This is a genomic window from Cellulosimicrobium sp. EB106-03-01-XG111, from assembly GCF_058792115.1.
Window position 1 is genome coordinate 46535 of sequence record NZ_JBYTEQ010000013.1, and the last position, 11176, is coordinate 57710.

Sequence of the window (11176 nt, forward strand, 5' to 3'; positions counted from 1 at the left end):
GGTTCGTGTGTGTGTGTTTCCCCCCCCCCCCCCCCCCCCCCCCCCCCCCCCCCCCGGGCCCGCTGGTCAGCCGATCGCGCCGACGACGGGCGTCGGGCCGGTCGGCGCGGGCGGCACCCCGCCCGCGGGCGGGGTCGCGGGCTCCTGCGACGGCGCGGGGTCGGTCGCCTCGCCCTCCGGCGTCTCGTCGGCCGGCGCCTCGCCCGTACCGCCCGTGCCCGACGACGTCTCCCCCGCCCCCACGCTCGACGGCACCGCGGTCGGTGCCTGGAGGAACGGCCACGGCATGTCGCGCGTGCGCGTCCCCGTCGCCGGGACGGGGCGGCCGTCGCCCTCGCGGTACTCGACGTCCTCCTCGGCGACCGCGCGCAGCGGGTAGACGTTCCACCGCTCGCGCCCGTCCGTCGCCAGGGCGGGCTGGAAGTACCACGTGCCCTCGACGTCCGGCACCGCCCACGGCCCGGAGGCACCCTCCTCGGTGACCGTGCGGACCTGGCGGCCGCGGTCGTCGAAGACCTGGACGTCGCGGAGCGGCTCGCCCGCCGCGTCGTAGACGAAGAGGTTGGACACCTGCGCACCGTCGACCCACACGCCCGCCGTGCCCGGGGAGTCGCCGCTCCCGAACGACACGCTGCTCACGAGGCCGCTGCTCGCGTCGCTCCGGCCCTGCTCGTAGCCGCGGTCCCACGCGTACGGGCTCGACGCGCTCGCCGAGGCGGCGACGAGGACGGCGGGCACGGCCGCGACGGCCGCGGCGACGGACAGCGGGCGGCCGACCTTCCGCAGCCCGCGCGTGGGGAGCCAGCGGCCCCTGCCCCACTGCACGCTCACGACGACCGCGAGCAGCACGACGACGCGCGCCGACAGGTCCGGCGGGAGCACGGCCACCGGGTACCCCGCGACCAGGGCGAGCAGGAGCGTCGCCACGACCCAGCCGCGCAGGATCCACCACGCGGGCGTGAGGGCGCGCAGGAACTCCGTCGTCGAGGCCCACTGCGGCGACGAGGTGACGGGCTGCCACCCCGCGCGCCAGTCGGCCGCGAGCGACGCGCCGAGGGCACGCACCCGGCGGCGCACCCCGGGCCGTGGGCCCCGGGTGCCGTCCGGGGCGACGGCGGGAGGGAGACCGGCGGCGGCGCGCAGCTCCGCGGCGTACTCGGCGGGCGGGCCGAAGAACGCGACGAGATCGAGGCCGATGTCGTCGAGCGCCTCCGGGGCGCCCGTGCCGACCGCGCCGTCGGGACCGCCGCCCGGAGCGTCGTCGGGACCGTCGACGGCGGGTGCCGACCCTGTCGTGCGGCGCGGGAGCGCCCCGGGCGCGTCGACGACCGCCTCGGCGAGGTCGGCCTCGAGCCCGTCGGCGAGCTCCTCGACCTGGTCCGGCCGCAGGTCGGCGAGGTGCGCGCGCACCTGCTGGGCGTAGGCGTGGACGTGCCCGTAGAAGGCCCGTCCGACGGGCGCGCCGGCGGGCGGCTGCGCGGGGGTCGTCGTGCTCATCAGGCGGCCACCTCTCCGGTCCGCAGCAGCGCGGACACGGTGCCCGCGAACGTCTGCCACTCCTTGCGGTGCAGGTCGAGCATGGCCCGGCCCTGCGGGTTGATCCCGTAGTACTTGCGGTGCGGCCCGGCGTCGGACGGCACGACGTAGGTGGTCAGCGCCCCGCCCGCGTACAGGCGCCGCAGCGTCCCGTACACGGACGCGTCCCCCACGTCCTCGAGCCCCGCCGCGCGCAGGCGTCGCACGACGTCGTACCCGTACCCGTCCTCGGCCTCGACCGCGGCGAGCACCGCCGCGTCGAGCACCCCCTTGAGCAGCTGCGTGGTGTCCATCCGTCCCTCCGTCGGGCGTGGCCCCGGTCCGTCCCGGTGCTCGGCCACCGGGATCACGGGATGCACACTACCGCGCGATGCGCAGTACCGCGCACACGACACGCTCCTCCCCCGGAGACGCCCGAGCCCGGGTCGCGGGCGCCCGGCGGTCCGGGTGCGGCACGACGCCGGGCTCGGCGGTCGGGCGGGGAGAGCGGGCCGGGTGTCCGCAGGTCAGGCGAGCGACCAGGCGATCCCGTCGAGGATGTCGTGCTCGCTCGTCACGACCTCGGTGAGCGACCCGCCCGCGGCGGCGACGTCGTCGCGCACGCGGCGCACGACCTCCGACCACACGAGCGCGCCCGCGCCGATGACGTCGACGCGCCCGGGGTGCATGAACCCGAGGGCGGTGCGCTCGGCGCGCGTGCGGTGCACCAGGTCGTCGCACGCCGCGAGCACGGTGTCGACGGGCAGGACGGACCCGTTGATGCGGTCGCGGTCGTACCGCGCGAGGCCGAGCGCGTGGGCCGTGACCGTCGTGACGGACCCGGCGAGGCCGACGAGCGTCGCCGCCTGCCCGAGCGGCACCACGCGGGCCGCGTCGTCGAGCGCAGCCCGCACGTCCGCACGGGCCGCTGCCTCCTCCGCGGGGGTCGGCGGGTCGGAGCGCAGGTGCCGCTCCGTCATGCGCACGCACCCCACGTCCATCGAGTACGCGGCGTCGGGCGTCGTCGTGCCGAGCACGAGCTCCGTCGAGCCGCCGCCGAGGTCCACCACGACGTAGGGGCCGGGGCGCACGGCCGCGACGGTCGACGTCGCCCCGCGGAACGACAGCGCGGCCTCCTCCTCGCCCGAGACGACCTCGGGCTCGACGCCGAGCGCGTCGAGGACGCCCGCGACGAACTCGTCACGGTTCTCGGCGTCCCGCGTGGCCGACGTCGCCACGAAGCGCGTCCGCGTCGCGCCCAGGTCGTCGATCACCTGCGCGTAGCGGCGCGCGGCGTCGAGCGTCCGCGCGAGCGCCTCGGGGGCGAGCCGCCCCGTGCGGTCGACGCCCTGGCCGAGCCGGACGACCTCCATGCGGCGGTCCAGGTCGACGAGCGTCCCGGCCTGCGGGTCGACGTCGGCGACGAGGAGGCGGATCGAGTTGGTGCCGCAGTCGATCGCCGCCACGCGCGACGCGCCGGGCGGGACGGGGGCGGGCGAGGTGGCCGGCGCGGCGGTCGCGCCCGGATCCCGGGTGAGAGGAGAGGTGGAGCCTGAGGTCATGCGTCCAAGCGTGCCACGCGGTCAGCAGGTGCAGCGGTCGGGGCGCCACACGTCGCGCACGCGCTCGAGCGCCTCGTCGCCCAGCGGGTTGACACCCGGGCCGGCCGCGAGCGCGTGACCCACGAGCACGTGCAGGCACTTCACGCGCGTGGGCATCCCGCCCGCCGAGATGCCGTCGATCTCCTCGACGTGGCCGAGCGCCTCGCGCTGCGCGAGGTAGTGCTCGTGCGCGCGCCGGTAGGCGGCGGCGAGCTCCTCGTCCTCGGTGAGCCGCTCCGACATCTCCTTCATGACGCCGTTCGCCTCGAGGGTCGAGGCGGCCGCGACCGCGCCCGGGCTCGTGAGGTAGAACGTCGTGGGGAACGGCGTGCCGTTCTCGAGCCGCGGCGCCGTGCGGACGACGAGCGGCCGCCCGCACGCGCACCGCGCGGCGATGCCGACGACGCCGCGCGGCGTGCGCCCGAGCTGCTCCGTGAGCGTCTCGAGGTCACGCTCGGTGACGACGGCGTCCGGGTCGTCGGCGGGGATGGCCAGGCGGGCGTCGGGCACAGGACTTCCTTCGGGTCGGTCGACGGCGTCGGGGCGACGCCTCACCCATTCTCCCCGCTCGGCGGCGCGTCCTCGTCGCCGGCCGGGTCCTCGCCCGCGGGCGGGGTCCCGTCCGACGTCCCCGCGTCCTCACCGGCGGCCGGGCGCGGCCCGCCCGCGACCTGCACCGACTCCCAGATGGCCTCGTACCAGGGCGTGCCCTCCGCATACCCCTGGACGGGGCCGTCCGTGATCGTCCGTCCGGTCTGCGGGTCGGTGTCGTCGACCACCGTCTCCGGGTCGAGCACGCGCCACGGCCGCTCCCCCGGCATGACGAAGTTGAGACGGTCCCGCGCCTCGCGCTCGACGTACGCCTGGTCGTCCCAGCGGGCGAGCTCGGCCTCGAGCTCGGTGTGCTCGGCCTGGGCCTGCTCGAGGCCGGCGCGCAGCTCGCGCAGCTCCCCCGTCTGGTTGACGTACGCGCGCAAGGTCGGCAGCAGGAGCACCGCGGCGAGGAGCACGACGACGGACAGGACCAGGGTCCGGACGGTCACCACCTCGGGCAGGAGGAACCCGTAGCGGCTCCGGCGCCGGTCCTCCGGCGCGGGGCCGGCGGCGCGGCGCGTCGACGTCGGCCTGCTCGGCCGCGCGGCGGGTCGGCGCGCGCCGGACGACGACGCGGTCCGGGCGGTCGAGCCACCGGCCGCGGGCTTGGCCGAGGAGCCCGACGTCGTCCGCGGGGCGCCCGGGGACGCCGCGCGCGGGCTCGCGGACCCGGACGACGTGGAACGCTTCGTGGGCTTCGTCCCGGACGTGCCGCGCGCGGGCCCGGAGCCCGGCCGCGCGGGGGCACCGGGGCGCGGAGGACGACGCGAGGACGGCATGCCCCGATTGTGCTGCCGCGAGACGCGGCACGCCGGGAGCACGCGCGGTGCGCCCGCGAACGTGAGGCGATCGACACGACTTCTTCACCCGCCCGGACGCGCCGGAGCCCGGCGGGCCGACGAGCGGCCCTCCGGGCTCCGGGTGCCGGGTCTCCCCGGCGGGGTCGTGCGCGACCGACGGTCAGCCGCAGGTCAGCCCTGCACCGTCCAGCGCGGGAACGCGCCACGGCCGGCGTAGCGGGCGGCGTCGTCGAGCGCCTCCTCGATGCGCAGGAGCTGGTTGTACTTGTTGATGCGCTCGCCGCGGGCGGGGGCGCCCGTCTTGATCTGGCCGGCGTTCGTCGCGACGGACAGGTCGGCGATCGTCGTGTCCTCGGTCTCGCCCGAGCGGTGCGACACCATCGCGGTGAAGCCGTTGCGCTGCGCGAGCTCGACGGCGTCGAGCGTCTCGGTGAGCGTGCCGATCTGGTTGAGCTTCACGAGGAGCGAGTTCGCCGCCTTGAGCTCGATGCCCTTCGCGAGGCGCTCCGGGTTGGTGACGAACAGGTCGTCGCCGACGATCTGGACCCGGTCGCCGACCTCGGCGACGAGCTGCGACCAGCTGTCCCACTCGTCCTCGGACAGCGGGTCCTCGATGGAGACCAGCGGGTAGTCGCGCACGAGCTGCTCGTAGTACGCGATCATCTCGGCCGGCGTCTTCGCGCCGCCCTCGAACTGGTAGGCGCCGTCCTTGAAGAACTCGGTCGACGCGACGTCGAGCGCGAGCGTCACGTCGGTGCCCGGCGCGAAGCCGGCCTTCTCGATCGCGACGAGGATGAGGTCGAGCGCCTCGCGGTTGCTCGCGAGGTTCGGCGCGAAGCCGCCCTCGTCGCCGAGGCCGGTGGCCAGGCCCTTCTCCTTGAGCACGGACTTCAGCGCGTGGTAGACCTCGGCGCCGGTGCGCAGCGCCTCGCGGAACGAGGACGCGCCGATGGGGGCGACCATGAACTCCTGGATGTCCACGTTCGAGTCCGCGTGCGACCCGCCGTTGAGGATGTTCATCATCGGCACGGGCAGGACGTGCGCGTTCGGGCCGCCGACGTAGCGGTACAGGTCGAGGCCCGCGCTCTTCGCCGCGGCCTTCGCGACGGCGAGCGAGACGCCGAGGATCGCGTTCGCGCCGAGCTTGCCCTTGTTCGGGGTGCCGTCGAGGTCGATGAGGGCGGCGTCGATGAGGCGCTGGTCCTCGGCCTCGAAGCCGATGAGCTCCGGGGCGATGTCGTCGATCACGGAGTTCACCGCGCCCTCGACGCCCTTGCCCAGGTAGCGGGACTTGTCGCCGTCACGACGCTCGACGGCCTCGAACGCACCGGTCGACGCGCCCGACGGCACTCCGGCGCGGGCGAACGTCCCGTCGTCCAGGACGACCTCGACCTCGACGGTCGGGTTTCCGCGGGAGTCGAGGATCTCGCGCGCTCCAACGGCTTCGATGCTGGCCACAGGTGCTCCTTCGGGGCAGGGCTGCGGGCGCTTCGAACGGTGGTGGCAGACCCGGGCAGGGAAACCCGGGACGCCGCGTGCGCGCCCGCGACGATGGTGGGTTTACGACCACAGCCTAGTGCCCGGTTGTGACCTGCGCCGCTGCGTCCGGTCCGTGGGCCTCGGGTCGGGGACCTGCGCGCCGACGATCGGGACGAACGTCCCGCCTCAGCCCTGCCCCGCCGGGCCCCCGTCCGCCCCGGTCTCCGCCTGCACTTCTGCCGACGTCGCCTCCGACGTCTCGGCCGCGACGATCCGCGCCTCGACGCGCCGCAGCTCGCCGCGCAGCGCGGCCTCGGCGTCGAGCCCGTCCGCCTCCGCACGGGCCACGAGCGCGAGCAGCTCGCGCCCGAGGCGCTCGTCGGGCGTCGGGCCGGCGCCGTCCTCGCCGGCCGCCGCGGGCCCGGTGCCCGACGGCGCCGCGAGCGCCGCGCCGACGACGTCGCCGAGGCCGCCGCGCCCGGCGCGGGACAGGACCTTCTGCGCGCGGGCGAGCGCCCCCTGCGTGTGCGAGATGCCCTCGAGCACCGACGAGCGCTGCTTCTCCGCCTTCTTGATCGCGTCCCACTGCCCGTGCAGGTCGGTCGCGTCGGCGTCCGCGAACACGTGGGGGTGGCGCCGCACGAGCTTCGCCGCGAGGTCGGCGGCGACGTCGTCGACGGTGAACGGGTCCGGCTCCTCGCTCGCGATGCGCGCGTGGAACAGCACCTGGAGGAGCAGGTCGCCGAGCTCCTCGCGCATCCCGGCGCGGTCGTCGGTCTCGATGGCGTCGGCGAGCTCGTGCGCCTCCTCGAGGAGGTACCGCACGAGCGAGGCGTGCGTCTGCTCGCGGTCCCACGGGCACCCGCCCGGGGAGTAGAGGCGGTCCATGACGGCGACGACGTCGCGCAGCGGGTCGGTCGCGGTGCCGGGCGCACGGTCGTGCGCGCGGTCGTGCGCGGGCTCGTGCGGGTGCGGGGCAGCCGAGGGCTCGGGGGCGGTCACCGCCTCATCGTAGGTTCGCCGGGCGTGCGGATCCCGCGCGCCGAGCACGCGGTCGTGGCCCGGTGGACGGGCAGCGACCGCGTGCTCGGCGGGTCAGCGGGCGCGGGTCACGACCGCCAGGTGTCCGACAGCGTCACGGAGCCGTCCGCACCGACCGTCGCCGTGCGGTTGCCGCCGCTCTCCCAGACGACGTTCCCGCCGCCGTCGCGCTTGACGTACTTGTACTGGAACGTCGTGCCGGCCGGGAGGTCGACGCGCGCGGTCCACACCGGGTAGGCCGACGACGACAGCGGCACCCCGTTCGCGGGCGCCCAGGAGCCGAGCGCGGGGATGCTGCCGACGACGTGGACCGTCTGGCCCCACGTGGTGGAGGCGGTGACGGAGAACGCCGCGTCGCCCTGCCCCTCGACCGGCCCGCCCGGCCCGCCCGGGGACCCGCCGCCGTCGCACGGGTTGCCCGCCGTGACCGTCCCGCCGGAGACGGCGACCGCGGCGCCGGACAGGGAGTAGTCCTTGCCGCCGTTGCTGTCCCAGGCGCCCGAGCCGTTCGTGAAGGCGGCGGTGACGGTCGCGGCGGCGCCCGTCGCCCCGCTGGGCAGCGTGATCTGCCGCGAGACCCAGCCTGTGCAGGCCGCGGCCATCGGGACCCCGGGGACGGCGGTCCAGGCGCCCGTGCCGACCTTGTAGTGGACGTTGTACGCGTTCCAGCCCTTGTCGGTCGCGTAGTAGACGGTCGTCGCGCCCGTCGGGTCGACCGGCCCGGGACCGCCGGTGCCGCCGTCGTCGCGCGCCCCGACGTGGAGCGCGAGCGCCCCGTACGCGGGCACCGTCGCGGTGAAGGTCCCCGAGCCGGTGACGGTGACCTTCTTCGAGCAGTCCTTCGACGCCACGACGTCGCAGTACGTCCCGGCGGGGAGCGAGGTCTGGTACGTGCGCGTCACGGCGTTCGCGGAGTTGTTGATCGTCACGTAGCCCTTGGCGCCCCGCCCGTAGGCGACGTGGTTGTTCCCGTCGTCCCACCAGTTCGTCACCGCGGTGCCCGCGACGGCGTTGTGGAAGCCGACCATGCCCGCGATCTCGGTCCAGCGCTGCGTGCAGACCCACGCGCTGCTCGCGCAGCTCGCGTCGGGCACGGAGGTGGCCGAGGCGCCGGGCGCACCCGCGTCCTTGTCGCTCCACGTGTAGCCCGAGTAGACGCTCGGTGCGCCGTAGGGCCACGAGAGCATGAACGCGTTGGCGAGCCGGTACTTGGCGCCCCACTTGTAGCTCATGGTCTCGCCGTTGCGCTCGGTGTCGTGGTTGTCGACGAAGACGCCCGCGCGGTCGGAGGGCAGCTTGTTGTCGCCGATCGTCCGCAGGTCCTTGATCTGGCCGTCGAACCGGGACTTCAGCTCGCGCGCGTAGAAGAACTCGTGCGAGTCGCCCGACCCGAGGTACTCCGCGGGCTGGATCGGCTCGCCGCTCGCGCCGATGACCTCGTGCACCCAGAAGACGTTCGGGTTCGTGAGCCGCGCCTTGATCGCCGCGAGGTCGGACGCCGGGATGTGCTTCGCGGCGTCGATGCGGAAGCCCGAGACGCCGAGCGACAGGAGGTCGTTGAAGTACCCCGCGATCTTGCCGCGGACGTAGTCAGAGCTCGTCCGCAGGTCCTGGAGCGAGACGAGGCGGCAGTTCTGGACGTTGTACCGGTCTCCGTAGTTGCTGATGTTCGACCGGCAGTCGTTGAAGTCGTTCGGCCCGTACGGGACACCCGGGAAGCTGTCCACGGCGTAGCTCGTCCCGCCGGTCCCGGTGCCGGACCCGGTGTCGGCGCCCGCCGTGTGGTTGACGACGGCGTCGACGATCACGCCGACCCCCGCCGCCTTGCACGTGCTCACCATGCGCTGGAACTCGGCCCGCGTGCCGAGCTTGGACTCGAGCTTGTAGCTGACGGGCTGGTAGGAGGTCCACCAGGCCGTGCCTTGGATGTGCTCCTGCGGCGGCGAGACCTGGACGTAGCCGAACCCGGCCGGGCCGATGGTGCTCGTGCACTCGGCGGCCACGGAGTCCCACGTCCACTGGAAGAGGTTGAGGATCACGTCGCCCCGGCCGTTCGGCGAGTCGACGACGGGCGTCGGCACGGGCGGCGCGGCCGCGGCGGGCGCGGCGACCGGGACCGTGGCCAGCGCCGCGGTCAGCGCGAGGGCTGCCGAGGCGCCGGCCGCGAGGACGCGGCGCAGGCGGCTGAGGCCCTGGCGGGCGGGGCGGCCTGCGGGGACAGGGGTGGGCGCCGGTGGTCCGGCGAGGTCGGTGGTGCGCGTCATTGCAGCTCCTTCGAGGATGCGGCCGCCGCGCGCTCGGCGTCGAGCACGGGCGGGCCACGCGGTGATGACGAGCGCCCAGGGGTGGCGGGCGCGACCGGAGCCTGCGGCGTTGCAGGATGTTTCCGGATGTTGCTGCAACCTTACAGAGACGGACGCGGCCTGTCACGACCCGTGTCGACGGGTCGTGCCGGTGCGGCGGCGGCCCGGACGGCATAGCGTCGGAGGACACGCCGAGAGGAGACGCCATGGGAACCAAGCGCCGGTGGAAGGACCTGACGAAGGGTCAGCGGATCGCCGTCGGGATCGTGGGGGCCGCACAGGTCACGCTCACCGCCGCGGCGTACCGGGACCTGGTGCGTCGGCCGGCCGAGCAGGTGAACGGGACCAAGCTCGCGTGGGGCCTCGCGCTCCTCGTCAACTGGGTCGGCCCGATCGCCTACTTCCTCGACGGCCGCAAGAGCTGACCGCCGGAGGGCTCAGCCCTCGACCGTGATCCCGGCCGCCGGCTCGAGCAGCGTCAGCGCGCGCCGCAGCGCCGTGCTCGACGTGTGCACCGTGTAGGGGAAGTAGACGACCTCGACGCCCACCTCGGCGAAGCGGCTCTCCAGCTCGGCGCCCTTCGGGGTACCGCGCCAGTCGTCGCCCTTGAAGAACACGTCGAACGGGCGCTGCCGCCAGGTCTCGAGCTTGTCGGGCTGGGTCTCGACGAACACCTCGTCGACGAACCGGACGTGGCGGACGATCTCCGCGCGCTCCGTGACGGGGACGACCGGGCGCCGGCCCTTGGCGAGCTCGAGCATGTCGTCGTCCACGACGCCCGCGACGAGGTAGTCGCACTCGCTGCGGGCGTGCCGGAGGACGTTGAGGTGCCCGACGTGGAACAGGTCCCACGCACCGGGGGCGTACCCGACCTTCATGCCCGTCCTCCCGTCCTCGGCCGCGCGCCCCGCACGGCGAGGGGGCCGCGTCCAGGCTAGGACCGGGAGGAGGCCCGGAACCACGCCCCCCGAGGGTGAAGAGTGCGGCCCACCGGGTGAATTGTGGGCCCCACGAGCGCGTGGGAGCGCACCCGCCCGTCCGCCCGGCAGGGCCCCGATCGCTGCGTGCTACCTTCGGTCGGTCGCCTTTCCGGACGACGTCCCCGCGCACCGGAGGGAGTGCCGACCTCAGTCATGCCGTCCCAGGTCCTCACCGTGTGCACCGGGAACGTCTGCCGCTCCCCCACCGCCGAGAGGCTGCTGAGCATCCGCAGCGACACGAGCGTCACGGTGTCGAGCGCCGGGACGCACGCGCTCGAGGGGGCCCCGCTCGACGAGCCGATGGCGCGGCTGCTCGCGGCACGCGGCCTGGAGGCGTCGACGCACACCGGCCGGCAGCTCACCGCGGCGATGATCGAGCAGGCGGACCTCGTCCTCACGATGTCCCGGGCGCAGCGAGCCGCCGTCGTCACCCTCGTCCCGCAGGCCGTGCGACGCACCTACACGCTCTTGGAGCTCGCCGCGCTGCTCTCGGCCGTCGACCTGCCCGTCGACCCGGACGAGACCGACGCCGACCGGATCGCCCGCCTCCCGGAGATCGCGAGCGCGCAGCGCGTCCGGACGATCACCCCGCGCACGCCCCTCGACATCCCGGACCCGCACGGCCGCTCCGAGCGGGCCTACCGGCAGGCGTTCACGACGATCGACACCGCGGTCGCGGCGGTCGCCCGCGTCGTGCACCCGCCCGCGGCCCGGCGCCTCGAGTGGTCCCCCACCCTCACCGAGCGCGGCGCGCGCACGCCGCCGTTCCCCGGCGCCGGCGACGGCACCGACCCCACCGGGCGCGGCGGCAGCAGCTCCCCCCGGCACGGCGGACGGCGGAGCTGGCGCCTGCGCTGACCGCG

At 75.2% G+C, this 11176-nt stretch carries 11 protein-coding genes; 2 read left to right on the plus strand and 9 right to left on the minus strand.

Annotated features, from left to right (window positions below):
• Positions 1-66: 66 nt before the first annotated feature.
• From AC3WT4_RS11710 to AC3WT4_RS11745, 8 genes are all read right to left on the minus strand, one after another.
• Positions 67-1497 carry a hypothetical protein gene (locus tag AC3WT4_RS11710; RefSeq protein WP_492315502.1) on the minus strand — a complete coding sequence of 477 codons (1431 nt, stop codon included), beginning with the start codon at positions 1495-1497 and terminating at the stop codon, positions 67-69.
• Positions 1497-1829 carry a PadR family transcriptional regulator gene (locus AC3WT4_RS11715; RefSeq protein ID WP_034651541.1) on the minus strand — a complete coding sequence of 111 codons (333 nt, stop codon included), beginning with the start codon at positions 1827-1829 and terminating at the stop codon, positions 1497-1499. Before AC3WT4_RS11715 ends, AC3WT4_RS11710 begins: the two co-directional genes overlap by 1 nt.
• 213 nt (positions 1830-2042) lie before the next feature.
• Complete coding sequence (locus AC3WT4_RS11720; RefSeq protein ID WP_492315503.1) at positions 2043-3077, minus strand: Ppx/GppA phosphatase family protein; 1035 nt, start codon at positions 3075-3077, stop codon at positions 2043-2045.
• 21 nt (positions 3078-3098) lie between these two features.
• Positions 3099-3626, minus strand: coding sequence for a DUF501 domain-containing protein (locus AC3WT4_RS11725; protein WP_492315504.1), 528 nt, complete (start codon positions 3624-3626; stop codon positions 3099-3101).
• Between the two features lie 41 nt (positions 3627-3667).
• Positions 3668-4489, minus strand: coding sequence for an FtsB family cell division protein (locus tag AC3WT4_RS11730; RefSeq protein ID WP_492315505.1), 822 nt, complete (start codon positions 4487-4489; stop codon positions 3668-3670).
• Positions 4490-4681: 192 nt separating this feature from the next.
• The gene (gene eno, locus AC3WT4_RS11735) at positions 4682-5968 is read right to left on the minus strand and encodes a phosphopyruvate hydratase (RefSeq protein WP_021483383.1); all 1287 of its coding nucleotides are present in this window, start codon (positions 5966-5968) and stop codon (positions 4682-4684) included.
• A gap of 207 nt (positions 5969-6175) precedes the next feature.
• Positions 6176-6991 carry a nucleoside triphosphate pyrophosphohydrolase gene (locus AC3WT4_RS11740; protein WP_492315506.1) on the minus strand — a complete coding sequence of 272 codons (816 nt, stop codon included), beginning with the start codon at positions 6989-6991 and terminating at the stop codon, positions 6176-6178.
• A 107-nt stretch (positions 6992-7098) separates the two neighbouring features.
• A complete protein-coding gene (locus AC3WT4_RS11745) occupies positions 7099-9294 on the minus strand; it encodes a carbohydrate-binding module family 20 domain-containing protein (protein WP_492315507.1) in 2196 nt (731 codons plus the stop codon).
• 245 nt (positions 9295-9539) lie between these two features.
• Between AC3WT4_RS11745 and AC3WT4_RS11750 the strand changes: the two genes are divergently transcribed.
• Positions 9540-9758, plus strand: coding sequence for a PLD nuclease N-terminal domain-containing protein (locus tag AC3WT4_RS11750; protein ID WP_043659410.1), 219 nt, complete (start codon positions 9540-9542; stop codon positions 9756-9758).
• 12 nt (positions 9759-9770) lie between these two features.
• On the opposite strand, the gene AC3WT4_RS11755 is transcribed toward AC3WT4_RS11750, so the two are convergent.
• Positions 9771-10211: an FAD synthase family protein gene (locus AC3WT4_RS11755; protein ID WP_257418781.1), complete on the minus strand. Its 441-nt coding sequence runs from the start codon at positions 10209-10211 to the stop codon at positions 9771-9773.
• 255 nt (positions 10212-10466) lie between these two features.
• Here AC3WT4_RS11755 and AC3WT4_RS11760 point away from each other — a divergent pair, with 255 nt between their 5' ends.
• Complete coding sequence (locus tag AC3WT4_RS11760; RefSeq protein ID WP_051028577.1) at positions 10467-11171, plus strand: arsenate reductase/protein-tyrosine-phosphatase family protein; 705 nt, start codon at positions 10467-10469, stop codon at positions 11169-11171.
• Positions 11172-11176 lie beyond the last annotated feature (5 nt).

Excerpts from the sequence above, each read along its gene's own strand:
- AC3WT4_RS11710 (WP_492315502.1), bottom strand. The coding sequence starts at position 1,497 with ATGAGCACGACGACCCCCGCGCAGCCGCCCGCCGGCGCGCCCGTCGGA.
- AC3WT4_RS11715 (WP_034651541.1), bottom strand. The coding sequence starts at position 1,829 with ATGGACACCACGCAGCTGCTCAAGGGGGTGCTCGACGCGGCGGTGCTC.
- AC3WT4_RS11720 (WP_492315503.1), bottom strand. The coding sequence starts at position 3,077 with ATGACCTCAGGCTCCACCTCTCCTCTCACCCGGGATCCGGGCGCGACC.
- AC3WT4_RS11730 (WP_492315505.1), bottom strand. The coding sequence starts at position 4,489 with ATGCCGTCCTCGCGTCGTCCTCCGCGCCCCGGTGCCCCCGCGCGGCCG.
- AC3WT4_RS11745 (WP_492315507.1), bottom strand. The coding sequence starts at position 9,294 with ATGACGCGCACCACCGACCTCGCCGGACCACCGGCGCCCACCCCTGTC.
- AC3WT4_RS11750 (WP_043659410.1), top strand. The coding sequence starts at position 9,540 with ATGGGAACCAAGCGCCGGTGGAAGGACCTGACGAAGGGTCAGCGGATC.
- AC3WT4_RS11755 (WP_257418781.1), bottom strand. The coding sequence starts at position 10,211 with ATGAAGGTCGGGTACGCCCCCGGTGCGTGGGACCTGTTCCACGTCGGG.
- AC3WT4_RS11760 (WP_051028577.1), top strand. The coding sequence starts at position 10,467 with ATGCCGTCCCAGGTCCTCACCGTGTGCACCGGGAACGTCTGCCGCTCC.